Source organism: Escherichia sp. WS338 (assembly GCF_046486405.1).
Classification (GTDB): Bacteria; Pseudomonadota; Gammaproteobacteria; order Enterobacterales; family Enterobacteriaceae; genus Escherichia; species Escherichia coli.
This window is the reverse complement of the sequence record NZ_JBJQLL010000016.1, coordinates 32,417-58,565: the sequence shown is the minus strand read 5'-3', so window position 1 is coordinate 58,565 and position 26,149 is coordinate 32,417. Positions and strand designations below refer to the sequence as shown.

At 52.0% G+C, this 26,149-nt stretch carries 22 protein-coding genes and 4 tRNA genes; 10 read left to right on the top strand and 16 right to left on the bottom strand.

Annotation, left to right across the window (positions count from 1 at the left end; translation table 11 throughout):
- Window positions 1–10: 10 nt before the first annotated feature.
- Window positions 11–961: a magnesium/cobalt transporter CorA gene (corA, locus tag ACJHWT_RS15455; protein WP_000947159.1), complete on the bottom strand. Its 951-nt coding sequence runs from the start codon at window positions 959–961 to the stop codon at window positions 11–13.
- A 151-nt stretch (window positions 962–1,112) separates the two neighbouring features.
- The gene (gene ysgD, locus ACJHWT_RS15450) at window positions 1,113–1,169 is read right to left on the bottom strand and encodes a protein YsgD (protein ID WP_211180520.1); all 57 of its coding nucleotides are present in this window, start codon (window positions 1,167–1,169) and stop codon (window positions 1,113–1,115) included.
- Between the two features lie 161 nt (window positions 1,170–1,330).
- Between ysgD and ACJHWT_RS15445 the strand changes: the two genes are divergently transcribed.
- The gene (locus ACJHWT_RS15445; RefSeq protein WP_000951147.1) at window positions 1,331–2,095 is read left to right on the top strand and encodes a phosphodiester glycosidase family protein; all 765 of its coding nucleotides are present in this window, start codon (window positions 1,331–1,333) and stop codon (window positions 2,093–2,095) included.
- Between the two features lie 82 nt (window positions 2,096–2,177).
- Window positions 2,178–3,080: an S-adenosyl-l-methionine hydroxide adenosyltransferase family protein gene (locus ACJHWT_RS15440; RefSeq protein ID WP_000751622.1), complete on the top strand. Its 903-nt coding sequence runs from the start codon at window positions 2,178–2,180 to the stop codon at window positions 3,078–3,080.
- Between the two features lie 44 nt (window positions 3,081–3,124).
- On the opposite strand, the gene uvrD is transcribed toward ACJHWT_RS15440, so the two are convergent.
- The 6 genes from uvrD to lptM form a co-directional block, all read right to left on the bottom strand.
- A complete protein-coding gene (uvrD, locus tag ACJHWT_RS15435; protein WP_000383407.1) occupies window positions 3,125–5,287 on the bottom strand; it encodes a DNA helicase II in 2,163 nt (720 codons plus the stop codon).
- 83 nt (window positions 5,288–5,370) lie between these two features.
- Window positions 5,371–6,087 (bottom strand): 5-amino-6-(5-phospho-D-ribitylamino)uracil phosphatase YigB, encoded by a 717-nt coding sequence (gene yigB, locus ACJHWT_RS15430; RefSeq protein ID WP_001213584.1) that lies wholly within the window; start codon window positions 6,085–6,087, stop codon window positions 5,371–5,373.
- Window positions 6,087–6,983: a tyrosine recombinase XerC gene (xerC, locus tag ACJHWT_RS15425; RefSeq protein WP_000130691.1), complete on the bottom strand. Its 897-nt coding sequence runs from the start codon at window positions 6,981–6,983 to the stop codon at window positions 6,087–6,089. Before xerC ends, yigB begins: the two co-directional genes overlap by 1 nt.
- A complete protein-coding gene (locus ACJHWT_RS15420; RefSeq protein ID WP_000812787.1) occupies window positions 6,980–7,687 on the bottom strand; it encodes a DUF484 domain-containing protein in 708 nt (235 codons plus the stop codon). Before ACJHWT_RS15420 ends, xerC begins: the two co-directional genes overlap by 4 nt.
- A complete protein-coding gene (gene dapF, locus ACJHWT_RS15415; RefSeq protein ID WP_001160654.1) occupies window positions 7,684–8,508 on the bottom strand; it encodes a diaminopimelate epimerase in 825 nt (274 codons plus the stop codon). Before dapF ends, ACJHWT_RS15420 begins: the two co-directional genes overlap by 4 nt.
- Window positions 8,509–8,544: 36 nt before the next feature.
- Window positions 8,545–8,748, bottom strand: coding sequence for an LPS translocon maturation chaperone LptM (gene lptM / locus ACJHWT_RS15410; RefSeq protein ID WP_000799887.1), 204 nt, complete (start codon window positions 8,746–8,748; stop codon window positions 8,545–8,547).
- Window positions 8,749–9,089: 341 nt separating this feature from the next.
- On the opposite strand from lptM, the gene ACJHWT_RS15405 reads away from it, so the two are divergent.
- From ACJHWT_RS15405 to cyaY, 3 genes are all read left to right on the top strand, one after another.
- A complete protein-coding gene (locus ACJHWT_RS15405; RefSeq protein WP_000522553.1) occupies window positions 9,090–9,644 on the top strand; it encodes a DUF3304 domain-containing protein in 555 nt (184 codons plus the stop codon).
- 341 nt (window positions 9,645–9,985) lie between these two features.
- Window positions 9,986–12,043, top strand: a complete 2,058-nt coding sequence (locus ACJHWT_RS15400; RefSeq protein ID WP_000611183.1) for a hypothetical protein — start codon at window positions 9,986–9,988, stop codon at window positions 12,041–12,043.
- A gap of 47 nt (window positions 12,044–12,090) precedes the next feature.
- Window positions 12,091–12,411, top strand: a complete 321-nt coding sequence (cyaY, locus tag ACJHWT_RS15395; protein ID WP_000999947.1) for an iron donor protein CyaY — start codon at window positions 12,091–12,093, stop codon at window positions 12,409–12,411.
- Between the two features lie 39 nt (window positions 12,412–12,450).
- Here the strand turns inward: cyaY and cyaA are convergent, their stop codons facing one another.
- A complete protein-coding gene (cyaA, locus tag ACJHWT_RS15390; protein ID WP_000281696.1) occupies window positions 12,451–14,997 on the bottom strand; it encodes a class I adenylate cyclase in 2,547 nt (848 codons plus the stop codon).
- Between the two features lie 386 nt (window positions 14,998–15,383).
- Here cyaA and hemC point away from each other — a divergent pair, with 386 nt between their 5' ends.
- From hemC to aslA, 5 genes are all read left to right on the top strand, one after another.
- Window positions 15,384–16,325: a hydroxymethylbilane synthase gene (gene hemC, locus ACJHWT_RS15385; RefSeq protein WP_001318148.1), complete on the top strand. Its 942-nt coding sequence runs from the start codon at window positions 15,384–15,386 to the stop codon at window positions 16,323–16,325.
- Window positions 16,322–17,062, top strand: coding sequence for a uroporphyrinogen-III synthase (hemD, locus tag ACJHWT_RS15380; protein ID WP_000154264.1), 741 nt, complete (start codon window positions 16,322–16,324; stop codon window positions 17,060–17,062). Before hemC ends, hemD begins: the two co-directional genes overlap by 4 nt.
- 21 nt (window positions 17,063–17,083) lie before the next feature.
- Window positions 17,084–18,277 carry a uroporphyrinogen-III C-methyltransferase gene (gene hemX / locus ACJHWT_RS15375; protein WP_000139100.1) on the top strand — a complete coding sequence of 398 codons (1,194 nt, stop codon included), beginning with the start codon at window positions 17,084–17,086 and terminating at the stop codon, window positions 18,275–18,277.
- Between the two features lie 2 nt (window positions 18,278–18,279).
- A complete protein-coding gene (gene hemY, locus ACJHWT_RS15370) occupies window positions 18,280–19,476 on the top strand; it encodes a protoheme IX biogenesis protein HemY (protein ID WP_000921791.1) in 1,197 nt (398 codons plus the stop codon).
- Window positions 19,477–20,154: 678 nt separating this feature from the next.
- Window positions 20,155–21,810, top strand: coding sequence for an arylsulfatase AslA (aslA, locus tag ACJHWT_RS15365; RefSeq protein WP_065203450.1), 1,656 nt, complete (start codon window positions 20,155–20,157; stop codon window positions 21,808–21,810).
- A 101-nt stretch (window positions 21,811–21,911) separates the two neighbouring features.
- On the opposite strand, the gene ACJHWT_RS15360 is transcribed toward aslA, so the two are convergent.
- The 7 genes from ACJHWT_RS15360 to wecG all read right to left on the bottom strand — a co-directional run bounded on the left by ACJHWT_RS15360 (window position 21,912) and on the right by wecG (window position 26,149).
- Window positions 21,912–23,147 carry an anaerobic sulfatase maturase gene (locus ACJHWT_RS15360; protein ID WP_000941551.1) on the bottom strand — a complete coding sequence of 412 codons (1,236 nt, stop codon included), beginning with the start codon at window positions 23,145–23,147 and terminating at the stop codon, window positions 21,912–21,914.
- 146 nt (window positions 23,148–23,293) lie between these two features.
- Window positions 23,294–23,370 (bottom strand) — tRNA-Pro (locus ACJHWT_RS15355).
- A 42-nt stretch (window positions 23,371–23,412) separates the two neighbouring features.
- A tRNA-Leu gene (locus ACJHWT_RS15350) sits at window positions 23,413–23,499 on the bottom strand.
- A 20-nt stretch (window positions 23,500–23,519) separates the two neighbouring features.
- Window positions 23,520–23,595: transfer RNA gene (locus ACJHWT_RS15345), tRNA-His, on the bottom strand.
- A gap of 58 nt (window positions 23,596–23,653) precedes the next feature.
- Window positions 23,654–23,730, bottom strand: a tRNA-Arg gene (locus ACJHWT_RS15340).
- Between the two features lie 102 nt (window positions 23,731–23,832).
- Window positions 23,833–25,218, bottom strand: a complete 1,386-nt coding sequence (gene thrP, locus ACJHWT_RS15335) for a bifunctional threonine/serine APC transporter ThrP (protein ID WP_000774747.1) — start codon at window positions 25,216–25,218, stop codon at window positions 23,833–23,835.
- A gap of 190 nt (window positions 25,219–25,408) precedes the next feature.
- Complete coding sequence (gene wecG, locus ACJHWT_RS15330) at window positions 25,409–26,149, bottom strand: lipopolysaccharide N-acetylmannosaminouronosyltransferase (RefSeq protein ID WP_001064045.1); 741 nt, start codon at window positions 26,147–26,149, stop codon at window positions 25,409–25,411.

Below are 26,149 nucleotides of genomic sequence, written 5' to 3'. Positions count from 1 at the left end.
GGCATTTATATTACAACCAGTTCTTCCGCTTAAAGTACAGATACGGTGCCAGGCCCGCGAGGATCATAAAGATAATCGCGCCTGGGTAGCCGAAGCTCCACTTCAGTTCCGGCATAAACTCAAAGTTCATCCCGTAGCTGGAAGCGACCAGCGTCGGTGGCAGGAACACCACGGATACCACCGAGAAGATTTTGATGATGCGGTTCTGCTCGATATTGATAAAGCCCATCGCCGCCTGCATCAGGAAGTTCACCTTCTGGAACAGGGATTCGTTATGCGGCAGCAGGGATTCGATATCTCGCAGGATTTCACGCGCCTGCTCCAGTTGCCCACCCGGTAAGCGTGCTTTACGTACCAGGAAGTTGAGCGCACGCTGGGTATCCATCAGACACAGGCGAACTTTCCAGCCGATATCTTCCAGTTCCGCCAGCGTGGAGAGCGCCTCGTCGTACTCATCGCCCTGATGCCCTTCCATAATCACCCGGCTCAACTGCTCCAGATCGCTGTAGATGTTTTCAATTTCATCCGCCAACTGTTCGATTTTGGTTTCGAACAGATCCAACAGCAGCTCGTAGGCGTTACCGTCCACCATTGACTGGCTACGGGCGCGCATACGATACAGACGGAATGCAGGCAGTTCACGCTCACGCAGAGTAAACAGACGACCATCACGGATGGTAAATGCCACAGTAGAGTTACCGGCGTGATCTTCCGCATCTTCAAAGAAGAAGAAGGAGTGAATATGCAGGCCGTCATCGTCTTCAAAGAAACGTGCCGATGCTTCGATGTCTTCCAGTTCCGGGCGGGTTGCCAGGCTCTGACCAAGTTCAGATTGTACGCGCAGTCGCTCGTCGTCGTCCGGTTCGACAAGATCAATCCATACTGCATTTACAAGGGGTTGTGACTCTTCGACTTCCAGCCGGGTCAGTCGGTTATTTTCCAGTTGAAATGCGCTCAGCATGACCGGGACTCCCAATGCTTAAAATATCGGACAGTTCGGTGGGCACACAGAAACAAATTGGGTTTCAGACCATTAAACAGCCTGACTCAGCGCGACGGGAAAAATTGAGGTCGCTGACAACCGCTAAGGCTATCAGCAAAAAGGGATAGCCTTAGGAGTTGATCCTGGATGACAGGATAGTGAGCCAGTATCTACTGGGTGTGTCCAAGGCGAATGTCCTCTTAGAGTGATCGTGCGCGCATGTTACGCCAGCAAAATTTTGCCGTCAACACGCAACAGAACACCACAGAACAATAGTTGAACTTCGCGCTTTTTGGTACTCGTCAAGGTCGCTAACAGGATAAAAAAATCCCACATCCAGGGCCTATAATGGCGCATCGGCTATTCATTGGTAAAGGAATGATCACCTTGAATCTCAAACGGATTTTTCTCACCCTCACCTTACTTCCCTTGTTTGCTGTTGCCGCTGATGATTGCGCACCCTCAGATCCGACGCTGACCGTACAGGCGTATACCGTTAATCCTCAAACAGAGCGGGTGAAAATGTACTGGCAAAAAGCCAATGGCGAAGCGTGGGGAACGTTACATGCTCTGCTGGCGGATATTAATAGTCAGGGTCAGGTGCAGATGGCGATGAACGGCGGCATCTATGATGAAAGCTATGCGCCGCTCGGTTTGTACATCGAAAACGGTCAGCAGAAGGTGGCGTTAAATCTCGCTTCAGGTGAAGGGAATTTCTTTATTCGTCCTGGCGGAGTGTTTTATGTCGCGGGAGATAAAGTCGGCATCGTTCGTCTGGATGCCTTTAAAACCAGTAAAGAGATTCAGTTTGCGGTGCAGTCAGGGCCATTGTTGATGGAAAACGGTGTAATTAATCCGCGTATTCATCCCAACGTCGCCTCACGTAAAATTCGTAACGGTGTTGGGATTAATAAACATGGGAACGCCGTGTTTTTGTTGAGCCAGCAGGCGACAAATTTTTATGATTTTGCCTGTTATGCCAAAGCGAAACTGAACGTTGGGCAGCTGCTTTATCTTGATGGCACAATTTCACATATGTATATGAAAGGCGAGGCAATCCCGTGGCAACGCTATCCTTTTGTCACCATGATTTCCGTCGAGCAGAAAGGTTAAACATTGTACACTCGAGGAGGCCAGACAAACTGGGGCTGGCTACACAGCTGGAAAATCATCAGATAAATGAAGGGAAACAAAAATGAAAAAAACGCTCGCAACATTATTTTTATTAACCTGTCTGGGGTCATCATCCGCTTATGCGGATAACGCTTTGATTTTACAAACGGATTTTAGCCTGAAAGATGGTGCCGTCTCGGCGATGAAAGGGGTCGCATTCGGCGTTGACCATAATCTTAAAATCTTTGATTTAACACACGAAATTCCACCGTATAACATCTGGGAAGGCGCTTATCGCCTGTATCAGACTGCCAGTTACTGGCCGCAAGGTTCGGTGTTTGTTAGCGTGGTCGATCCGGGCGTAGGCACTGACCGTAAATCGGTAGTGCTGAAAACCAAAAACGGTCAATACTTCGTTTCACCAGATAACGGTACGCTCACTTTGGTGGCACAAACTCTGGGTATTGATAGCGTCCGGGAAATCGACGAAAAAGCTAACCGCCTGAAAGGTTCTGAAAAGTCATATACCTTCCATGGTCGCGATGTATATGCCTACACTGGTGCGCGTCTGGCTTCCGGAGCGATTACGTTCGAACAGGTGGGGCCAGAGCTTCCTGCAAAAGTTGTCGAACTTTCTTATCAGAAAGCAAAAGCAACAAAAGGTGAAGTGAAGGGCAATATCCCGATTCTCGATATTCAGTACGGCAACGTCTGGAGCAATATCAGCGACGAGTTGCTGAAACAGGCAGGAATCAAACTCAACGACACGTTGTGTGTGACCATTTCCGAAGGTTCCCAGCAAAAATACGCAGGGAAAATGCCGTATGTCGCAAGCTTCGGCGATGTGCCGGAAGGCCAGCCGATGGTGTATCTGAACAGCTTATTGAATGTTTCCGTGGCGCTGAATATGGATAATTTTGCGCAGAAACATCAGGTTGCGTCTGGTGCTGACTGGAATATTGATGTGAAGAAGTGCGCTAAGTAAGGTGCTGATGCGGAATGCGGTGTGGCGCACCGCATCCCGCAACGTCACACCGTCTCCAACCGGGCGTAAGCCGCCACCAGCCATTTAATACCCTGGCCCTGGAACGCCACCTGCAAACGGCTATGCTCACCGCTGCCTTCCATATTGACGATGGTGCCTTCACCAAACTTAGCGTGGCGTACGCGCTGGCCGAGCTTGTAGCCGCTGTCGTTCTCGACCATCGGCGTCCCCATCCGTTGATGGCTGACCGGGCGGCTTACCGTGGCGCGCAGGCGCACCTCTTCCACACACTCTTCCGGCAACTCACCGATAAAGCGCGACGGGCGATGGTAAACCTCTTTGCCATATAGACGGCGGGTTTCCGCGTAGGTCAGCGTCAGTTTCTGCATCGCGCGGGTTACGCCAACGTAGGCCAGACGGCGTTCTTCTTCCAGACGCCCGCCTTCATCCAGCGACATCTGGCTTGGGAACATGCCCTCTTCCATACCAACGATAAACACCTGCGGGAATTCCAGACCTTTCGCCGAGTGTAGCGTCATCAACTGCACCGCATCCTGCCAGGTATCCGCCTGCCCCTCGCCCGCTTCCAGTGCCGCATGGGAGAGGAACGCCTGCAGCGGCATTAAATCTTCGTCTTCTTCGTTGTAGCTGAACTGGCGCGTCGCCGTTACCAGTTCCTCTAAGTTTTCGATACGCGTCTGGCCTTTTTCGCCTTTCTCCTGCTCGTACATTGTGCGCAGGCCGGAGTCTTTAATTACCCGGTCAGTCTGTACATGCAGCGGCATATCGGCAGTTTCCTGCGCTAAGGCGTCGATCAGTTCCATAAACCGCTGTAAGGCACTGGCAGCACGTCCGGCGAGGGCTTTTTCCTGCAACAGTTCACGACATGCCTGCCAGAGTGTTAACTGGCGATCGCGCGATGTCTGACGTACCACGTCCAGCGTCCGGTCACCAATACCCCGCGTTGGTGTATTCACCACGCGCTCAAACGCCGCGTCGTCATTACGGTTGGCAATCAGGCGCAGATACGAGAGCGCATCTTTGATTTCCTGGCGTTCGAAGAAGCGCATCCCGCCGTAAATACGGTACGGCATACTCGCCTGCAACAGTGCTTCTTCCAGTACACGCGACTGGGCGTTGCTGCGGTAGAGAATGGCGCACTCGGCAAGCGCCCCGCCATTGTCCTGCCAGGTCTTGATACGGTTAACCACAAAACGCGCTTCGTCGAGTTCGTTAAAAGCGCAATAGAGGGAAATAGGCTCACCGTCCGCGCCATCGGTCCACAGTTTTTTACCCAGACGCCCGTTATTGTTTTCAATCAGGGCGTTAGCGGCGCTCAGAATATTGCTGGTAGAGCGGTAGTTCTGCTCCAGACGGATAGTTTCAGCACCGGGGAAATCATTGAGGAAACGCTGAATATTCTCGACCTGCGCCCCACGCCAGCCGTAGATTGACTGGTCGTCATCGCCAACGATCATCACTTTGCCGGTATCGCCCGCCAGCAGGCGGATCCACGCATACTGAATGTTGTTGGTATCCTGGAATTCATCCACCAGGATATTGGTAAACCGTTCGCGATAGTGCTGAAGGATATGCGGCTTGTTAAGCCACAACTCGTGAGCACGTAGCAGCAGCTCGGCGAAGTCCACCAGGCCCGCGCGGTCACACGCTTCCTGATACGCCTGATACACCTTCTGCCAGGTCTGCTCCACCGGATTACCGTAGCTTTGAATATGATGTGGACGCAGGCCTTCATCTTTCTGGCTGTTGATGTACCACATTGCCTGGCGCGGCGGCCACTGCTTCTCGTCGAGGTTCATCGCCTTGATTAGGCGTTTGAGCAGGCGTAGCTGGTCCTCGCTGTCGAGGATCTGAAAATCCTGCGGCAGATTGGCGTCCATATGGTGCGCACGCAGCAGACGGTGCGCCAGCCCGTGGAAGGTGCCGACCCACATGCCGCCCTGGCTGGTGCCCATCAGCTGCCCGATACGATGACGCATCTCCGCCGCCGCTTTGTTGGTAAACGTTACCGCCATAATCGAGTATGGCGAGCAGTTTTCCACGCTCATCAGCCAGGCGATACGATGCACCAGTACGCGCGTCTTACCACTGCCCGCGCCCGCCAGCACCAGAAGGTTGCTGCGTGGCGCGGCCACCGCTTCGCGCTGTTTGTCATTAAGGCTGTCGAGCAGGTAAGAAACGTCCATTGGCACCGCCGCGTAAAAATAGGTTGGGCGGAGAAGCGCAACGCCCTCCGCCAAAAAGCTGGGTATATATACAGATTTGCTGATTATATCAGCGAGGTCAGAGATGCCAACCGGGAAATTTCCAGATGCGGGAGTAAACGGCTGTCCCAGGTTTGCATCAGATCGCCATTTTCCGGTCTGATCCAACAGGCCTGCATTCCGCTGCGAATTGCCCCACCCACGTCAGTGGTGAGATCGTCCCCGACATGTAAGATCTCGCCGATCGGCACGTTGAGTTTTTCCGCCGCCAGGAAGTACATATCGCTGAACGGTTTTGAGCGCCCGTGCGGGCCAGCGCGCAACACAAACTCAAAATAATCCCCTAAACCAAACAGCTCCGGCTGGGCGTTACCGTTGGTGATCGCCACCAGCGGCCATTTCTTCGCCAGCTGTTTTAAGGTGTCGTGGGTTTGCTGCGGGACATCGATTCGGCTGCGCCATTTGGCAAAGTTGATCATTGCTGCGTGTGCGCCTGCACTGGCTTCTTCGGCACTCAGCCCGGCGTCGAGCATGGCTTGTTCAATCGAACGAAAACGCCAGCGCGTCACGTCGTGATAAATCTCGGGTTCCGCTTCCCGTACCGCCTGGCGCAGGCGTTGCAGATCTTCATTCTGGAAGCTGCGCAGCGCCGGATGATAATTTTGCACAAAGGTAAGCGCCTCTCGCTCGGTGCGCAAAATCACCGGACGGTTATCGTAAAGGGTATCATCCAGGTCAAAGGTGAGCGCCGAGATGCGCCCCAAAGGCCGGTAAAAACGCATTATTTCCCCCGTTTGGCGCGTGGATGCGCCGCATCGTACACCGAGGCAAGGTGTTGAAAATCAAGATGAGTATAGATTTGCGTGGTGGAGAGGTTGGCATGACCCAGCAGCTCCTGCACACCACGAAGATCGCCGCTCGACTCCAGCATATGCGTAGCGAACGAGTGACGTAATTTATGCGGGTGAACGTGATTATTCAGCCCTTGTTTGATGCCCCATTCGGCAAAGCGTTTCTGCACATTACGCGCGGAGATACGCTTGCCCAGTTTCGACAGAAAAAGCGCGTCGTCTTCGCTACCAAACAGGTCGCGCAAATCAAGCCAGTGCTCAATCCACGCCACAGCGTTGCGACCAATCGGCAGGCGGCGCTCTTTGCTGCCTTTCCCCATCACCCACACTTCGCCGGACTCCAGGTCGAGGTGTTTGATATCGAGCCCCACCAGTTCGGAAAGACGCAGACCCGCGCCGTACATCACTTCCAGCATTGCCCGATCGCGCACGGCGAGGGGATCGTTGATATCAATATCCAGCAGCCGATTCATATCATCGACGTCGATGTTTTTCGGCAGATGACGCGGCGCTTTCGGTGCCGAAACACCTTTCGCCGGGTTGGCTTTGAGTTCGTTCTGGCTGACCAGCCAGTCAAAAAAGCTACGTAGCGCAGAAAGCCGTAACGCCAGACTTGCAGCTCCCAGCCCTTTACGGCGGCTGCGTACAGCGAAATTGCGCACCATCGTCACATCACATTGCTGCCAGCTTTGCAGGCCGTTTTCACTGGCAAAATTGATGATCGCCTCAAGCTGACGCTGATAGTTAAGTAGGGTTATCGGGCTAAGCTGACGCTCCACGCTCAGATAACGTAGGTAGCGTTCTACATCGGTGTGTAAATCGGTCATACGCGTTCAATCCAACGCTCCAGAAGCTCCGGCAACATCAGCGCAATTTCATGAAGTAACTGCGTTCCCTGCCCTTGTTGATAGTGACTGGCATCGCGACTGGTAAACAGCACGACACCCAAATCAGCATCGCTTCCCAGCATCGACATCGCCACCGATCCCACCGCTTTCGCTTCCGGTAGCACCACCAGCAGCTCCGGTCCGTTAAGCGGCCCAAGATAGTGCTGTTCCTGCCCCAAACGCTGAATACGCAGCGGTTCGAAAGACTGACGGCTTAATGCCAGATGAGTGTGGTTCGACGGCGCACCTAAACGCCAGCAATCCGGGAACAGGCGCAGGCTCGCACCCGCCAGGCCGAGATCGCGCGCCCAGCGGTGAAAGCGCATCAGCATATCGTCGAGACTGCTGGCGGCGGTGAGACTACGCTGCAAGTAGAGTAAGCGATAAAACAGGCCTTCGTTGGCGATAGCCTGCTCCATCAACAACGCCATGTTCTCTTCCAGAACATGAATGTGATTACGTGCGCGGGCCATGTGCCACTCGACCAACGAAACGGTGCCGCGTACCGGATGCGGCACACGTATCGCTTCTACTGCGCGCGCATTGCGGATAAAAAACTCAGGATTTTTAATCAGATAATCGACAACCGCCCGGTCATCAAGCTCCGTGAGTGTTTCCTGCAGTTCTTCCCCTGGTTGCTTCATAGATGAATAAATCCGTCGTAGACATGTACCGCCGGGCCAGTCATATATAACGGGTGACCCGGACCTTTCCAGGCGATATCAAGACGACCGCCGGGGAGTTCCACGCGTACTTCTTCGGCCAGCAAACCTTGCTGAATCCCTACTGCAACCGCCGCACACGCGCCGCTGCCGCAGGCCTGGGTTTCTCCTGCCCCACGCTCATAAACGCGTAAACGAATATGCTCGCGCTTAACCACTTGCATAAAACCGATATTGGCGCGCTCCGGGAAACGTTCGTGGCTTTCCAGAACAGGACCAAGCGTTTCTACCGCCGCGGTATCGACATCATCGACCTGAATCACGCAATGCGGATTTCCCATCGACACCACGCCGCATAAGATTGTCTGCTCGGCGGCGCGCATAATATAGGTCTTTTCCGCTTTGTTAGCGCGAAACGGCACGGCGGAAGGTTCGAAGTTGGGTTCGCCCATATTTACGCGGACCAGATCATCATCGGTGACGGTCAGAACCATCCGCCCGTTGGCGGTGCTGACGCGGATATCGCGCTTATTAGTCAGCCCTTTCAGGCGCACAAAACGGGCAAAGCAGCGCGCACCGTTGCCGCACTGCGCCACTTCACTGCCATCAGCATTGAAAATGCGATAGTGAAAATCCAGTTCAGGATCATACGGCGGCTCAACCACCAGCAGCTGGTCAAACCCTACCCCCAGGTGCCGATCCGCCAGGCGACGAATCAGCTCCGGTGAAAAAAAGACATTCTGCGTTACCGCGTCGACGACCATAAAATCGTTGCCAAGGCCATGCATTTTCGAGAACTGCATCATTTACTCCAATCACGCGGGTACAGAAACTGACTTTTAGTAATTCACCTGGGATGGACCATCGCCAGTGGCGCGGTCGTTTTTATCCGGCACCGTGGATTGCGTTTGCATCTCTACCGGTTTGGTCGGCGGCGGTGCGTTTTTATCTGCAGGCGGGAAATAGAGCGGACCTTTCAGACCGCAGCCCGTCAGGCTGAAGAGAGTAAGTAATACAGTGAGTGCCTTAAACACGTTTTTCATTATGGATTGCCTGTAAAGTTCATCGCTTTCTGCTTTCTATCATCGCAGGAGAAGGCGTAAAAGCAAGCGTTTAGCGACTCTTTATGAAGTCTGAAAAGTGAGGAAATGCTGCGAGTATAACGCTTACACGTGGCGATTTATGTTTTGCTGGTAGTTTCGTGATCGGCACCTCGCGCCAGGATGGCTTTATGCACTATCGCAATGTGGTTTGTTTGTTGTCTTGTTCTTATCGCCTGCATGGGACTTTTAAGAGAGTGGCGTACCACGAAATTTCGTTGTCTGACCTTAGTCGCCAGTGACGTGCAACTTTGCCAACCAGGTGAGAAGAGGGAATAAAATCGATGGGGCTATTTACCCAACTGGAAAAATTTGACCAAAAGCTTACGCGCGGTTATGCCCGCTGGGGGCGCTGGGTATGGCGGACGTTAATTGTCGTTCCAGTACTGGTCGTGTTGTGGAATATAGGACAGGCAGTATGGGGAGGACCAAGAGGTGGAGTGATACTGGAAATCCACAGTGAAATTGACCGTCCGATACTGGGATTCAGTGTTAACGGCGTGGCGGGCGCGAATGCTTTTGCGAATGGTGGCGGTTCAATCACCTGTTGCGGTGATGTCAGTGGGGATACGGCAGAGGTTATATGGACATTAAGTACTACTCGTACACAGTATAATGCTGGAATGCGTCTGGAGAAACGCAATATGACGTTACCTCTCCCAAAAAGAGAATGGGGAGAAAATTACCTGCACGTGCATTTTATGCCTAGCGATAAAGTGTTGCTGGGGTGGAGTAAAGATTCTTTTTCTCCGTATGAAGATCTTCACAACGGGGGGTACAAGACCCGCGTTCGGCAGGATGTGAAGGATAAACTTTATGGTACAGGGAAAATGAATTGATAGATTTCTATAAAAATCACGTTCGGCAGAAAGCGTAATAATGTGGCGAATGTTAGATACCCGTGGTGGAACCTGGGTACAACTCGTGAAAGACAATAAAGAAGGCAACGGGGGGCGGAATCCCACATTGCCTCCCTTCCAGGGGTCAATCCGGAATATTTTTATGCTATTAGCCGTACTATGGGGCAGTTCCGGGATTGTGTTTATATCGTGAATGAAAATATCACGTTTATTCCAGCAACTATCAGAAAATAGCGATGACCTTTATGGATTCTGAAAAGTGACGATTTGCTGCGAGAGTTACGCTTACTTGTGAGGATTTATGTTCTGCTAGCAGTTTCGTGATCAACACCTCGCGCCAGGATGGCTTTATGCACTTTCGCAATGTGGTTTGTTTGTTGTCTTGTTCGTTGTTTTTATCGTCGGCATGGGGATGTCGGCTTTCCGCGCCTGAACATAATATTTACCAGAAACAGGGAAAAGGCGTGGTATACCTGCGCCCTTATAAAGAAACAAATCTTTCTCTTCCTGACGTGAATTACAAAAGTTTGCGCCGTTTACCCAATTTATTAATAGACCCGACAACACTAGACAAATGGGATAAAGTACCTCCTCTGACTGATCTGACAACCGACTACCTCTATGAAGGCGCACAGGCCTGGTATCCTCATTACTCCTGGCATAGCGATGGTCGCTATATCCTCTACGCGGGTGAAGTTGTGCAAAACCCGCCAGACAAACCTCCCGTCGATGTCGCCTCGTTCAAGGCATGGGGTGATTTTGCCGCAGATAAACACAGTCTCTATTTTGAAGGCACGCGCACCGATGACAATGGCGGAGAAAATAGTCTAGATATTAAAACGCTGCATCAGGTGAAATTCCGTTCCCCCTGGAAACCTGACTTTCTGGGGCTGATATTACGTGACGCTAATTTCTTATATGTCGATGGACATCGCCTCGCTGACCCCGAGAGTTTCCGTGTGCTGGCGCAGAAGTCCTGGGATCAGCGAGGAAAGTTTTCCACCACGTTTAACCCCTGCGTTGCCGTACCATTTGGCCCCTGGGATACGTTAGCCCGTACACGGACCAAAATCATAATCAATGGCGAACAGCTTAAAGCCGACCCAGAGACATTTACTGTCGTACGCTGGATGCCCGGTTCGTTATTAACCTGGCGAGATAAAAGCGGCCTGCACCGGAAGGTGCTGAATCAGGGAAATCTGGACAAAGATAGGGCAAATAGCTGCGCGGCGTTCACTTTGCAGGAACACTCTGTTTCATGGCGCAAAGGGCCAGAATGCCAGCAAGAAGTCCTACCCGGCCTCGATCCAGAACAATTTCATCCTCTTAGTAATACCGTTGCTCAGTATCAGGACAAGCTGTACACCATCAAAAAAACGGGATTTGGCGAAAATAGGCTAAATATCGTCACACTGGATAATCCTGGTTTGGTGATAGATAAACGCTTTAACGCGGGAAGAACTCACGGCTATTTATTGACCAAATTACCAGCTGATGGTGAAGAAGAAGATGGCCTCCAGGTATTCGATTCTTCCGGGCCGCTTATCCTGATGGATTATCGTGTTCCTGACGAGCATGAGGCTCACCTTAGCGATAGCCCCCATTACAAGAAATGGTATGCACACGACGATCGTTATGTTTACGCATTCGATGGCTCACAGCTTTGGCGCTACCCAACTCCCAATACCAAAGCCGTGCGGGTGAAATGGAAAACCAAAGATTCAGGATATGGCTATTGGGCAAACTACCGTAGTGGTGAGCTTGACGGCAGACTTCTTGAGGATGGTGCGTTTATTCCAACGGGAATCCCCTATAACTCATCCGTTAACATTGCTCAATATTCTGATGGCGAAGGCTCTTTTCTCGTCGGCGAAACCGATGTTAGCTGGCGTAAGCTTCGCTCTACAGACCAGCAATGGAGTCAATGGGAGAAACTCCCCGATATTGACCCGAAAGCATTTCATCCCATCACCGATCGTGTCGCGCAGTACAAAAATCATCTGTACATTGCGAAATTGTCTCCTTTTGGTGAAGACACCCTGGAAATAATAACGCTCGACTCTTCTGCACCTTTCCTGAAACAACGGATTAACGCCGGGAAAGGCCATGGTTACTTTATGCGCTCTTCCCGTTTACGCGATGATATTCAAATTTTTGCTATTGATGGACCATTGAAAACCACCGAACGTTTCGCTTATGACAATCGCTATGTTTATACCTGGATCGGTAGCCAACTTTATCGAACCGCATCGCCCTGTCCGGCCAGGACACGTAATCTGGATCAGAACATGTTTTCATCCAATGATGACATCATCATCTTGACGACGGAGGAAGAGTGCCACAAAACACCAGACATTGAGCAAACTTTGAAGCTCTGACCCCATGCCGCTATACTGCCGCCATCACTTAAAAACAGGATACAACAATGAACGACAGTGAATTTCATCGCCTGGCTGATCAACTGTGGCTGACCATTGAAGAGCGTCTGGACGACTGGGATGGCGATAGCGATATCGACTGCGAAATCAACGGCGGTGTACTGACCATTACCTTTGAAAACGGGAGCAAAATCATTATCAACCGCCAGGAACCGCTGCACCAGGTATGGCTGGCAACCAAACAGGGCGGCTACCATTTTGATCTGAAAGGCGATGAGTGGATTTGCGATCGTAGCGGCGAAACCTTCTGGGATTTGCTGGAACAGGCGGCAACGCAGCAAGCGGGTGAAACAGTCAGTTTCCGCTAAGATTGCATGCCGGATAAGCCTCGCTTTCCGGCACGCTCATCACGAAAAATACTGCTGTAATAGCGGCGTGTCGTGATCCTGATTGGCAGGCGGCATGTTGCCAATCGATTTGGTGCGGAACGGAATCACCTGTTCACGACCATCAACCTTCACAATCTGATAGAACTGCGGCAGGTTGAAGTTGATGAAGCTTGAGCCGTAGGTAAAACGGTCGTGCGATGACGAGTAGAAGCGACTGACGTCACGCACCAGCTCCTCTTTGCTGCCTTCGCAGTGGTGATACACCTCAACCCGGTTGCTTTCGTCGAGAATGTAGATATTAAAGCCATTCTCGTCTTGCGTTTCTTCGAAGAAGAACTGGATGATCCCTTCGCTGGCAAAGCCGTCCACCACCGCCGGTAATTTGACGTGATTGGTTTCAACCTGCACTGACAGGCCGTGCAGTTTGTTATGCGAAATAGCGCCATAAAACTCGATGGCATTTTCTAGTTTCTGTACCGATACATTCAGGCGTTCGAAGAATAAGCCCCAGGTTTGACCAGAAACGCGCAGCGCCTTGAAACGTCCGGTTTCCTGGCGGGTGCTGGAAAGACGCAGTTCAATACACTCAGAAACCAGTTGCTGCACGCGAGTACGGATTAACCCGCGCAGATGCTGGCTATAACAGAAGACTTCCACGCTATCTGGCGGTGCGGCGTCCTGATGCATTTTACCGAGAATGGTTTTCAGGGCTTCAATCATCGACTGCTCACCGTTGAAGTGCAGCGTACGCACTTCGTTCCACGAGTTGCGATACAGCAGGTCAACGCTACCCACCAGGCAATTTTGATTCTCGCCAAAGCTGAAGACGTCCAGCTTACGGAAATCAAAATGCACCACCTGATTGCGGAACGCAGCTGTCGGGTCATATTCCAGGTTAACGATAATCGCCAGATGGCGAATCTCACATGGGCTGTAGAGCGCTTTTGGCGTCGGTGCAGGCAGGCGCAGCGGGAAATGGTGCGACACGTCGGCGACCATCTCCTGCAACTTAGGCAAATCGACAATGCCGTTGCCTTTAATATACAAGCGGGTGCGCGAGGTCAGCAGGCCGTTAAACCATGCCCACGCCACCAGTTTATTCAGGTAACGGTTATATTCCAGCGGCTGATGGCTGATGATCGACTCAATATTTGGCGCGCGGTTATACAGATACCAACCTGAACGGTTAGCCCGGCCCGGCGGCACATAAATAAAGGTCAGATTCGGTTCCGAGAGATCGGGCGAAATCTGCGGGTTTACCAGCGTCACTTTACCTGGCAATGCTTCAAACGCGGCGTACAGCTTACGTGTCAGTACGCCGATATCCTGCGGACTGGCGGAGACGCTAAGGTTATTGCGACGCGCAAAGCGGATCAAATTACGGTAGCTCTGCATCATTGCATCGAGCAGCTCGTTGTGCGCCTCACGCACCTGATCAATCTTCCAGTTAGCGCGGTTATCGAGCATTGCCAGACGCGCATCGTCCCATTCCCACTCTTTCACTAACTGGGTTAGCACTTCACGACGCCAGCCTACGCAGGCGCGTTCGCGGCTGAGTTTTTCGCACACTTTTAAATAGAAGCAGCGGCGTACTAAATCCAGACGGGTGAAATCTTCAATCGCCGTCAGGTATTCCGTAACACGCTCCAGCATCATGCAGTATGGATCGAGGCCAAACGATACAATCTCGCCATCGTGCAAACGCTGTTTGATATCTTTCGCCAGCAGTCGTGGGTTCGGGTATTCCCAGGAATAGGCTTCCAGCAGCAGTGTTTTCAGTACCGCTTTGTACGGGGAATCGATACTCTTGTAGAGCTGCCAAAGGCTGGCACCAAAGTACTCTTCAGCAGAAAGTGAGCTTAAGCCACCAAGATCCAGCCATTCATTTGGCGTCAGCACGCCCTGCGCGTAAAGCGTCATCACATAGTCGTCGTAATGCTCTTCTTCGTCGCACGGCACCATATTCCACAGAATACGCTTACCGGCGAGACGCACGGCGGTACGATAAAATTCGTCAAGCAGCAGTATATGCTGGGTGGAGCCACAATCTTCGCCCCCCAGGCTGCCGCTTTCATTATGACGGAAACGGTTTTCATCAATCAGGAAGAAGCTGACTTCCACACCCAGCGAGGCGGCCCAGCTTTCCAGCAGACTACATTTACGTTGTAGCAACTGGCGCTCTTCGCTATCGAGCCAGGATTGATGACAGACCCAGATATCCAGGTCAGAGGAACAACTTTGCCCTACGGACGAGGTGCTGCCCATGGTGTATACACCAGTAATTGGAAGCTCACCTTTCGGTGGGTCCTGTACTGACATTCCACGATACAGTTCAAGCTCGTTCAGGTAGTGGCGTTGAGTTTCATCAGGCGTGTAAAGGCAAATGCCTTTGGGAACGTTACCATCAAGGTAACCCGGCATTAGCGGATGGTGATAGTGCAACAATGTCGGCAGTAGACTGTAGACCTGTTGGAATGCAGGCCCCATAGCAGCAAGCGCGCGATCCACACGCAATTGATTTATGGCATCCAGTCTCTGTTTCAGAGTCTCAATATAGAGGTACAAGACGTATCGCCTGATTTGCTACCCGTCATGACTGTGATTCCGCCAACATCAACGGTAACACGCGGCATTCGGGATATTTCGTATGTCAAAGGTAACCGTTACCACTTTTCGCGCCTGGTTTTTTTAGTTTCACGACGAAAAAATGGTCTAAAACGTGATCAATTTAACACCTTGCTGATTGACCGTAAAGAAAGATGCGCTACATACAAGTGTAGCACCGTTTATTCTCTGTAAATTCCTTATTACGACGGCGTGAAACGCCTGTCAGGATCCACTGCCAGACCTCATTTTACGGTTTGCGCAGGCGTCTACGTTTCACCACAACACTGACATCGCTCTGGCAAGGATGTTAGGATGGACCACGGATGATAATGACGGTAACAAGCATGTTAGACAATGTTTTAAGAATTGCCACACGCCAAAGCCCACTTGCACTCTGGCAGGCACACTATGTCAAAGACAAGTTGATGGCGAGCCATCCGGGCCTGGTCGTTGAACTGGTACCGATGGTGACGCGCGGCGATGTGATTCTTGATACGCCGCTGGCGAAAGTAGGCGGAAAAGGCTTATTTGTAAAAGAGCTGGAAGTCGCGCTCCTCGAAAATCGCGCCGATATCGCCGTACATTCAATGAAAGATGTGCCGGTTGAATTCCCGCAAGGTCTGGGACTGGTCACTATTTGTGAGCGTGAAGATCCTCGCGATGCCTTTGTGTCCAATAACTATGACAGTCTGGATGCGTTACCGGCAGGCAGTATCGTCGGGACGTCCAGTTTACGTCGCCAGTGCCAACTGGCTGAACGCCGCCCGGATCTGATTATCCGCTCCCTGCGCGGCAACGTCGGCACTCGCCTGAGCAAACTGGATAACGGCGAATACGATGCCATCATTCTTGCCGTAGCCGGACTAAAACGTTTAGGTCTGGAGTCACGCATTCGCGCCGCGTTGCCACCCGAGATTTCTCTTCCGGCGGTAGGACAAGGTGCGGTGGGCATTGAATGCCGCCTTGATGATACACGCACTCGCGAGCTGCTTGCCGCGCTGAATCACCACGAAACTGCACTGCGCGTTACCGCAGAACGCGCCATGAATACCCGTCTCGAAGGCGGATGTCAGGTACCAATTGGTAGCTACGCCGAGCTTATTGATGGCGAAATCTGGCTGCGTGCGTTGGTCGGCGCGCCGGACGGTTCGCTGATTATTCGCGGTGAACGCCGCGGTGCGCCGCAAGATGCCGAACAAATGGGGATTTCGCTGGCAGAAGAGCTACTGAATAACGGCGCGCGCGAGATCCTCGCTGAAGTCTATAACGGAGACGCCCCGGCATGACTATCCTAGTCACCCGCCCGTCTCCCGCAGGAGAAGAGTTAGTGAGCCGTCTGCGCACACTGGGGCAGGTGGCCTGGCATTTTCCGCTGATTGAGTTTTCTCCGGGTCGACAATTACCGCAACTTGCTGATCAACTGGCAGCGCTGGGAGAGAGCGATCTGTTGTTTGCCCTCTCGCAACACGCGGTTGCTTTTGCCCAATCACAGCTGCATCAGCAAGATCGTAAATGGCCCCGACTACCTGATTATTTCGCCATTGGACGCACCACCGCACTGGCACTACATACCGTAAGCGGACAGAAGATTCTCTACCCGCAGGATCGGGAAATCAGCGAAGTCTTGCTACAATTACCTGAATTACAAAATATTGCGGGCAAACGTGCGCTGATATTACGTGGCAATGGCGGTCGTGAGCTAATTGGGGATTCCCTGACGGCGCGCGGTGCTGAGGTCACTTTTTGTGAATGTTATCAACGATGCGCAATCCATTACGATGGTGCAGAAGAAGCGATGCGCTGGCAATCCCGCGAGGTGACGACGGTCGTTGTTACCAGCGGTGAAATGTTGCAGCAACTCTGGTCGCTGATCCCACAATGGTATCGTGAGCACTGGTTACTACGCTGTCGACTATTGGTCGTCAGTGAGCGTTTGGCGAAACTCGCCCGGGAACTGGGCTGGCAAGACATTAAGGTCGCCGATAACGCTGACAACGATGCGCTTTTACGGGCATTACAATAACTCTCATAACAGGAAGCCATAATGACGGAACAAGAAAAAACCTCCGCCGTGGTTGAAGAGACCAGGGAGGCCGTGGACACCACGTCACAACCTGTCGCAACAGAAAAAAAGAGTAAGAACAATACCGCATTGATTCTCAGCGCGGTGGCTATCGCTATTGCTCTGGCGGCGGGCGTCGGTTTGTATGGCTGGGGTAAACAACAGGCCGTCAATCAGACCGCCACCAGCGATGCCCTGGCTAACCAACTGACGGCATTGCAAAAAGCCCAGGAGAGCCAAAAAGCCGAGCTGGAAGGCATTATCAAGCAACAAGCTGTACAGCTTGAGCAGGCGAATCGTCAGCAAGAAACGCTGGCAAAACAGTTGGATGAAGTCCAACAAAAGGTCGCCACCATTTCCGGCAGCGATGCTAAAACCTGGCTGCTGGCTCAGGCCGATTTTCTGGTGAAACTCGCAGGACGGAAGCTGTGGAGCGATCAAGACGTCACGACCGCTGCAGCGTTGCTGAAAAGTGCAGATGCCAGCCTGGCGGATATGAATGACCCGAGTCTGATTACCGTTCGTCGGGCAATTACCGATGATATCGCCAGCCTTTCTGCGGTATCGCAGGTGGATTATGACGGTATCATCCTTAAGCTTAATCAGCTTTCAAATCAGGTAGATAATCTGCGTCTGGCTGATAATGACAGCGATGGTTCGCCGATGGATTCCGACGGTGAAGAGCTTTCCAGTTCCATCAGCGAATGGCGTATCAATCTGCAAAAAAGCTGGCAGAACTTTATGGACAACTTCATTACGATTCGCCGTCGTGATGACACCGCCGTACCGCTGTTAGCGCCAAATCAGGATATCTATCTGCGCGAAAATATTCGCTCTCGCCTGCTGGTCGCAGCACAAGCTGTACCGCGTCACCAGGAAGAGACTTATCGCCAGGCGCTGGAGAACGTCTCCACCTGGGTACGTGCTTACTACGATACTGATGATGCCACCACCAAAGCGTTCCTCGACGAGGTGGACCAGTTAAGCCAGCAAAATATCTCGATGGATCTTCCGGAAACCCTGCAAAGCCAGGCGATGCTGGAAAAATTGATGCAGACCCGCGTGCGTAACCTGCTGGCACAACCGGCAGCAGGGACAACGGAAGCTAAACCTGCACCTGCACCTGCACCTACACCGCAAGCTGATGCTCCGGCAGCCGCGCCGCAAGGAGAATAACCATGCTAAAAGTGTTATTGCTCTTTGTGTTGCTGATTGCGGGGATCGTGGTTGGCCCGATGATTGCCGGCCATCAGGGTTACGTGCTGATCCAGACCGACAACTACAATATTGAAACTAGCGTCACGGGCCTCGCGATTATTTTGATTCTGGCGATGGTAGTGCTGTTTGCCATTGAGTGGCTACTGCGGCGAATCTTCCGCACAGGCGCGCACACCCGTGGGTGGTTTGTCGGACGTAAGCGTCGCCGTGCACGTAAGCAGACCGAACAGGCGCTGCTGAAACTGGCGGAAGGCGATTATCAGCAAGTTGAAAAGCTGATGGCGAAAAATGCCGATCACGCTGAACAACCGGTGGTGAACTATCTACTGGCAGCCGAAGCCGCGCAACAACGTGGTGATGAAGCACGCGCCAACCAACATCTGGAACGCGCAGCGGAGCTGGCCGGCAATGACACCATTCCGGTAGAAATCACCCGTGTACGTCTGCAACTGGCCCGTAATGAAAACCATGCAGCACGTCACGGCGTGGATAAGCTGCTGGAAGTTACGCCACGCCATCCGGAAGTATTACGTCTGGCGGAACAGGCGTATATCCGCACTGGTGCATGGAGTTCGCTGCTGGATATCATCCCATCAATGGCGAAAGCCCATGTTGGTGATGAAGAACATCGTGCAATGCTGGAACAACAGGCATGGATTGGCCTGATGGATCAGGCGCGTGCCGATAACGGTAGTGAAGGTTTGCGTAACTGGTGGAAAAACCAAAGCCGGAAAACGCGTCATCAGGTGGCCTTGCAGGTGGCAATGGCGGAACATCTTATTGAGTGTGACGATCATGATACTGCCCAGCAAATTATCATCGATGGCCTGAAACGCCAGTATGACGATCGCCTGCTGCTGCCGATCCCGCGTCTGAAAACCAATAACCCGGAACAGCTGGAAAAAGTGCTGCGCCAACAGATCAAAAACGTGGGCGATCGCCCGCTGTTGTGGAGCACACTGGGTCAGTCGCTGATGAAACACGGAGAATGGCAGGAAGCATCGCTCGCCTTCCGCGCAGCGCTGAAACAACGTCCGGACGCCTACGATTACGCATGGCTTGCCGACGCGCTGGACAGACTGCACAAGCCGGAAGAAGCCGCAGCGATGCGTCGCGACGGTTTGATGTTAACGTTGCAGAACAACCCGCCACAGTAGCTCTTTCTCACCCGGAGGCAAGCTCCTCCGGGACCTTTCTGATACATAAAAAAACGCCTGCTCTTATTACGGAGCAGGCGTTAAAACAGGTCTGTATGACAACAAGTGGGTGCTTCACTCAACGTTGTGTCCATGGTGTCTGATGAGGCATAAGCGACATCTGTCAGTGGACGATAAGCACCGTAAACGGCTCTGCGTCATTCCGGAGTTTATGAGGCACTAAGGCGAACATAAGAGATGGAATGAGCATCTACTCGTTTATTATGCCACAGAGAACCGGGAAATAACATCCCTTAACACTTGTTATGAGATAATTCTGTAATCCTCTTTGCTTCCTGAGTAATAACTTCCTGAGTGAATATTTCTCCTGCGCACAATTCTACACATATATATAATGAATAATAAAAGTCATTCAATTAATAACATATATATTAATTGCCGTTAAAACTAAAAACAGCATCAATAATCAACGCGATATAACATCACCGCCTTACATATCACCTGCGCCAGAGGTAGGATTGAAAATGCTCTCCTGATTTTTCAATTCATTTTCTGGATAAATAAATAATTTATTTTTATCACTATTATTTATGCAATCATCCTGTCAGGGAGAGGGATCTCAATTATCAATGCTTAATTACGTCATCATTTTGACGACATGAAACCGGAGCATTTTGCATGGAATTTTCGTTTTCACCCAAACTTCTTGTTGTTGCTGTCGCCGCAGCTCTTCCTCTCATAGCCAGCGCAGCAGATACCCCGTCAACCGCCACCGCACGCAAAGGCTTTGCCGGATACGATCACCCAAACCAGCATCTGGTTAAACCGGCGACCACTATTGCCGACAACATGATGCCGGTGATGCAGCATCCTGCACAAGACAAAGAAACCCAGCAGAAGCTGGCAGAACTTGAGAAAAAAACCGGTAAGAAACCGAACGTGGTTGTTTTCTTGCTGGATGATGTGGGCTGGATGGATGTTGGCTTTAACGGCGGCGGCGTGGCGGTGGGTAACCCTACACCAGATATCGACGCCGTTGCCAGCCAGGGGCTGATTTTAACTTCGGCGTATTCTCAACCGAGTTCTTCCCCAACCCGCGCCACGATTCTTACCGGACAATACTCCATCCACCACGGCATTCTGATGCCGCCAATGTACGGGCAACCGGGCGGTCTGCAAGGGTTAACCACGCTGCCGCAGTTGCTGCATGATCAGGGCTACGTCACCCAGGCCATCGGGAAATGGCATATGGGGGAAAACAAAGAGTCGCAGCCGCAGAACGTTGGCTTTGATGATTTCCGCGGCTTTAACTCGGTGTCCGATATGTATACCGAATGGCGTGATGTTCATGTCAACCCGGAAGTCGCCCTGAGCCCGGATCGTTCTGAATACATCCAAAAACTGCCGTTCAGCAAAGATGACGTTCATGCCGTGCGCGGCGGTGAACAGGAAGCCATTGCCGACATTACGCCGAAATATATGGAAGACCTGGATCAACGCTGGATGGAATATGGCGTTAAGTTCCTCGACAAGATGGCGAAGAGCGATAAGCCTTTCTTCCTCTACTACGGCACTCGCGGCTGTCACTTCGATAACTACCCAAATGCGAAATATGCGGGTAGCTCTCCGGCGCGCACCTCTTACGGCGACTGCATGGTGGAGATGAACGATATCTTCGCCAATCTGTATAAAGCACTGGAGAAAAACGGTCAGCTTGATAACACGCTGATTGTGTTCACCTCTGATAACGGTCCGGAAGCCGAAGTTCCGCCGCACGGTCGCACACCGTTCCGCGGTGCGAAAGGTTCTACATGGGAAGGCGGCGTTCGTGTGCCAACCTTCGTTTACTGGAAAGGCATGATCCAACCGCGTAAATCTGACGGCATTGTCGATCTGGCGGATCTCTTCCCTACGGCGCTGGATCTGGCGGGGCATCCTGGGGCGAAAGTAGCGAATTTAGTACCGAAAACCACCTTTATCGATGGTGTGGACCAGACATCTTTCTTCCTGGGAACAAATGGTCAGTCTAACCGTAAGGCCGAGCACTACTTCCTCAACGGTAAACTCGCTGCTGTGCGTATGGATGAGTTCAAGTATCACGTCCTGATTCAGCAACCTTACGCGTATACCCAGAGCGGGTATCAGGGTGGATTCACCGGCACAGTAATGCAAACGGCGGGATCGTCGGTGTTTAACCTGTACACCGATCCGCAGGAAAGCGACTCCATCGGCGTGCGCCATATCCCAATGGGTGTACCGCTACAGACCGAAATGCACGCGTATATGGAGATCCTGAAAAAATATCCACCACGCGCGCAGATTAAATCTGATTAAGCCGGCGCTATCGCTACATCGGGCCACACTGACCTTGCCGGATGCGGCGTGAACGCCTTATCCGGCAATCAACCGCAGGCGGCCACAAAATGGCCGCTTTTTTACTTATTCACCACCATCAAATGCGCCTGCATAATGTCGCTGGCCGGACGACCGTGCGCCAGCAAATCAGCCATTGCTTTAAGATATGGCGGTAGATGGCGGAAATAACGCTGATACCCGGCACACAAATAATTCAGCCCGGGTTTGCCGCTGGCATCGAGCATAAAGCGGTGTTTCGGGCAGCCTCCCCAGCACGCTTTTAACACGTTGCAACTGCGACACTGTGCCGGTAACTGCTTGAATTTATCTTCACCAAATGCCTGCTGTTGCGGGGAATCAATCATTTCTGCAATCATCTGCTGAAGCATATTCCCTAGTCGATACTGCGGATAAACATAGTGATCGCAGGCATAAACGTCACCGTTGTGCTCAACAATCACCGAGCGCCCACAGGTTGGCTGATGATGGCAAACCGCGCCCGGTGCGCCGACAAAATTGGCGAACGCCCATTCGATATTCATTACAAAAATCTTGCCGACGTCGCGCTTAATCCAGTGGTCGAAAATCGCCACCAGAAACTCACCGAACTCTTGCGGGCACACCGACCATTCCGTCAGTTCGCCCTGAATATCGCCGGGAGCATGTAGCTTAAGTCCAGCATGAACAGCCGTTTCATCAGCCAGGCGTTCGACCACAGGAATAAACTGGATAAACTCAACGCCTGCATCACACAGAAAATCATAGATTTGCAAAGGTTGTAACGCACTGGTGCGATTTACGCAGACCAGCACGTTATAGTCGACATGATGTTTTTGCAGGAGCGTCAGGGCACGCATCACCAGCTTATGCGTTGGTCTGCCGCCTTTGGTCACGCGATATTGATTGTGGATCTCAGCCGGACCATCCAGCGATAACCCAACAAGAAAATGATTTTCTGCCAGAAATGCACACCATTCGTCATCAAGCAGCACGCCGTTAGTCTGGAAGCTGTTACTTATCTTCCTGCCAGCACCATATTTCGCCTGTAGCGCCACGGCACGGCGGTAAAAATCCAGCCCGAGTAACGTTGGTTCGCCGCCCTGCCAGGTAAAAGCCACTTCGTTTTGGGTTTCGCTGGCAGCGATATAGTGACGGACATACGCTTCCAGCGTGTCATCGTCCATATGCGTGACTGGCTTTTCGCGGTAAAGGGATTGTTTTTCGAGATAAAAACAGTAGTCACAGTTCAGATTACAATCGGAACCGCTCGGTTTCGCCATCACATGAAAAGCACGCGTTGGAACCTGTTGCAGCATGGTCGCTCCTTGCCTGAAGTCATCCTTCAATAAGTTAAGGGCGAAATCATACCGTGGCGCAATGCGTTATTACGGGCGTTTATTGCGAAGGGAAAGTGACGAAATGCACAGAAAACAAAAAACCCCGCCGAAGCGGGGTTCAAAATTGGTCGGCGAGAGAGGATTCGAACCTCCGACCCACTGGTCCCAAACCAGTTGCGCTACCAAGCTGCGCTACTCGCCGAAATACTGCTTTTTGAATTTTTAGTTCAATTCTTTAAAGTCGTGGTGCGAGGGGGGGGACTTGAACCCCCACGTCCGTAAGGACACTAACACCTGAAGCTAGCGCGTCTACCAATTCCGCCACCTTCGCATTGTCACAACTTCTAATAATGGGGTGGCTAATGGGATTCGAACCCACGACAACTGGAATCACAATCCAGGGCTCTACCAACTGAGCTATAGCCACCACTACAAATCTTGTTACGCGGTATTACTACCACCGCAGCTCAAGCGCCGGGACTAAATGGCGCGCCCGACAGGATTCGAACCTGAGACCTCTGCCTCCGGAGGGCAGCGCTCTATCCAGCTGAGCTACGGGCGCTTAGCGCCGTTGCGGGGGTGGATAATACGGACTTCCCACCCCTCTGTCTAGTCCCTTTTTAAATAAATTGCGCGTTTGGTTACGGTTTGTGCGCTTTGCTGCTTATTTCTCCAGTTTATGCGCTTTACCGTGGCGATTAAGCCCAAAAACTTTATAAATCGCCGTCACCGTCAGCATAAAGATGATGCCGACAAACAGCGACATACGCGTATCTTCATTAAAGTACATGCCGATCAAAACGCAAATCAGGAATGCCATTGTTACGTAGTTGGCCCACGGGAACAGGATTGAGCGGAACGGATGGCTGGCAATTGCCGCTTTATGCGCACGACGAAAACGCAGCTGGCTAATCAATATCACAAACCATGGCACCATCCCCGGAAGCACGCTGGCACTGTAGACGTAGACAAACACACGCTGCGGATTGGGAATGATGTAGTTCAGGCATGAGCCAATTAACAGGATAGCAATAGATACTGCCACACCCGCAACCGGTACGCCGTGACGGGAAACTTTCGCCATCGCCGTCGGTAACTGACGGTTTTTCGCCAATGCGTAGAGCATACGTCCGCAACTGTACATGCCGCTGTTACAGCCAGAGAGCGCAGCCGTCAGCACCACAAAGTTGATAATGCCCGCCGCTGCGGTAATGCCGATTTTGGCGAAAGTCAGTACGAACGGGCTGCCGTTACTGCCTATTTCATTCCACGGGAAGATGGTGACGATAACGAAAATCGCGCCTACGTAGAAAATCAGGATACGCCACAACACTTTGCCTACGGCACTGCGCAGCGTCACCTGCGGATTCTTCGCTTCACCGGCAGTAATGCCAATCAGCTCCACGCCCTGGTAGGACGCCACCACAATACACAATGCGGTCAGGAACCCTTTCCAGCCACCCGCAAAGAAACCGCCATGCTCTGTGAGATTGCTAAAACCAATCGACTGCCCGCCATTGCCAAAGCCAAAGAAAATCACGCCCAGGCCAATGACAATCATCACGATAATCGTGGTGACTTTGATCATCGCGAACCAGAACTCGATTTCGCCGTACAACCTCACCGCAACCAGATTCGCCAACGCCACCAGCGCCACCGCGATCAATGCGGGTATCCACTGCGCCATCTCCGGGAACCAGAACTGGACATAAACGCCAATGGCGGTGATTTCTGAGATCCCCACCGCCATCCACATAAACCAGTAAGACCAGGCGGTGAGATAACCAAAGAACGGGCTCATATAACGATGCGCGTAAACGGCGAACGAACCGGTAACCGGTTCGAGGAACAACATTTCGCCCATTGAACGCATGATGAAAAAGACGAACAGCCCGGCGATGATATAGGCCAACAATACGGATGGCCCGGCCCATTTCAGGGTACTGGCGGCCCCCATAAACAGGCCGACGCCAATGGTGCCCCCCAGGGCGATGAGTTCGATATGTCGAGCTTCCAGCCCACGCTGTAGCTCTGGTTTGTTATCTGCCATAAATCCTCGTGTTGTGTTTGCATGCTTTCCGGTATTACCGGTTATCGTTATGGGTACATCGAGTGTTGCGAATGTTTTCGTAATTCAGGAGAAATGGCAAATAAAGCATTAAAAATTTGAATGCTTTGTGTAATAAAAAAGCAGACAGGCGACGAAGTGACCACTTCGTCGCTTTACAAAGAGAGGAAAATCAGAGGTTGCCGGTGTAATGCCAGCGTAAATAACGCAGCAAACGAAGCTGACGCTTAATGCGGCTCGGCTGCGAAAGCAGGCGGTAGAGCCACTCCAGCCCCAGCGTTTGCCAGATTTTCGGTGCGCGTTTTACGTGACCGGTGAAAACATCGTAGGTCCCGCCAACGCCCATATACAGCGCATCTGGATGCACCAGACGGCAGTCGCGCATGAAGATCTCCTGCTTTGGCGATCCCATCGCAACGGTGACGATTTGCGCTCCGCTGGCATGAATGCGTTCAAACAGCGCCTGACGCTGCTCGGGTTTAAAATAACCATCCTGGCTGCCAACGATATTCACATTCCACTGGTTGCGCAGTTTAGCTTCAGTTTGCGCCAGCACTTCAGATTTACCGCCCACAAGAAATACCGGTGTCCCTTCTTTGCCTGCGCGCGCCATCAGCTCTTCCCAGAGATCGGCCCCAGCAACGCGGGAAACCTGCGCCTGCGGGTACTTTTTACGTACTGAACGTACAACGCTGATGCCATCCGCATATTTAAATTCGGCAGCGTTAATTAACTCCCTGACCTCGGCGTTATCTTCAATGGTCAGCATTTTTTCGGCATTAATGGCAACCAGCGTTCCCTGCTTAAGCTGCCCGTCAGCGAACAGATAATCGAGGGCATGCTGCATATCACGCCAACCAATCAACTGTAAGCCACGCAGCGTATAGGTCGGTGCCGTGGTGTTGTTATTCAT

Bases quoted from the DNA above. Each gene is read 5' to 3' on its own strand.
- dapF (WP_001160654.1), bottom strand. From the start codon at position 8,508: ATGCAGTTCTCGAAAATGCATGGCCTTGGCAACGATTTTATGGTCGTC.
- ACJHWT_RS15360 (WP_000941551.1), bottom strand. From the start codon at position 23,147: ATGCTGCAACAGGTTCCAACGCGTGCTTTTCATGTGATGGCGAAACCG.
- wecG (WP_001064045.1), bottom strand. From the start codon at position 26,149: ATGAATAACAACACCACGGCACCGACCTATACGCTGCGTGGCTTACAG.
- hemX (WP_000139100.1), top strand. From the start codon at position 17,084: ATGACGGAACAAGAAAAAACCTCCGCCGTGGTTGAAGAGACCAGGGAG.
- thrP (WP_000774747.1), bottom strand. From the start codon at position 25,218: ATGGCAGATAACAAACCAGAGCTACAGCGTGGGCTGGAAGCTCGACAT.
- ACJHWT_RS15445 (WP_000951147.1), top strand. From the start codon at position 1,331: ATGGCGCATCGGCTATTCATTGGTAAAGGAATGATCACCTTGAATCTC.
- yigB (WP_001213584.1), bottom strand. From the start codon at position 6,087: ATGCGTTTTTACCGGCCTTTGGGGCGCATCTCGGCGCTCACCTTTGAC.
- ACJHWT_RS15440 (WP_000751622.1), top strand. From the start codon at position 2,178: ATGAAAAAAACGCTCGCAACATTATTTTTATTAACCTGTCTGGGGTCA.
- ACJHWT_RS15420 (WP_000812787.1), bottom strand. From the start codon at position 7,687: ATGAAGCAACCAGGGGAAGAACTGCAGGAAACACTCACGGAGCTTGAT.
- lptM (WP_000799887.1), bottom strand. From the start codon at position 8,748: ATGAAAAACGTGTTTAAGGCACTCACTGTATTACTTACTCTCTTCAGC.
- xerC (WP_000130691.1), bottom strand. From the start codon at position 6,983: ATGACCGATTTACACACCGATGTAGAACGCTACCTACGTTATCTGAGC.
- aslA (WP_065203450.1), top strand. From the start codon at position 20,155: ATGGAATTTTCGTTTTCACCCAAACTTCTTGTTGTTGCTGTCGCCGCA.
- cyaY (WP_000999947.1), top strand. From the start codon at position 12,091: ATGAACGACAGTGAATTTCATCGCCTGGCTGATCAACTGTGGCTGACC.
- hemD (WP_000154264.1), top strand. From the start codon at position 16,322: ATGACTATCCTAGTCACCCGCCCGTCTCCCGCAGGAGAAGAGTTAGTG.
- hemY (WP_000921791.1), top strand. From the start codon at position 18,280: ATGCTAAAAGTGTTATTGCTCTTTGTGTTGCTGATTGCGGGGATCGTG.
- ACJHWT_RS15405 (WP_000522553.1), top strand. From the start codon at position 9,090: ATGGGGCTATTTACCCAACTGGAAAAATTTGACCAAAAGCTTACGCGC.
- hemC (WP_001318148.1), top strand. From the start codon at position 15,384: ATGTTAGACAATGTTTTAAGAATTGCCACACGCCAAAGCCCACTTGCA.
- uvrD (WP_000383407.1), bottom strand. From the start codon at position 5,287: ATGGACGTTTCTTACCTGCTCGACAGCCTTAATGACAAACAGCGCGAA.
- corA (WP_000947159.1), bottom strand. From the start codon at position 961: ATGCTGAGCGCATTTCAACTGGAAAATAACCGACTGACCCGGCTGGAA.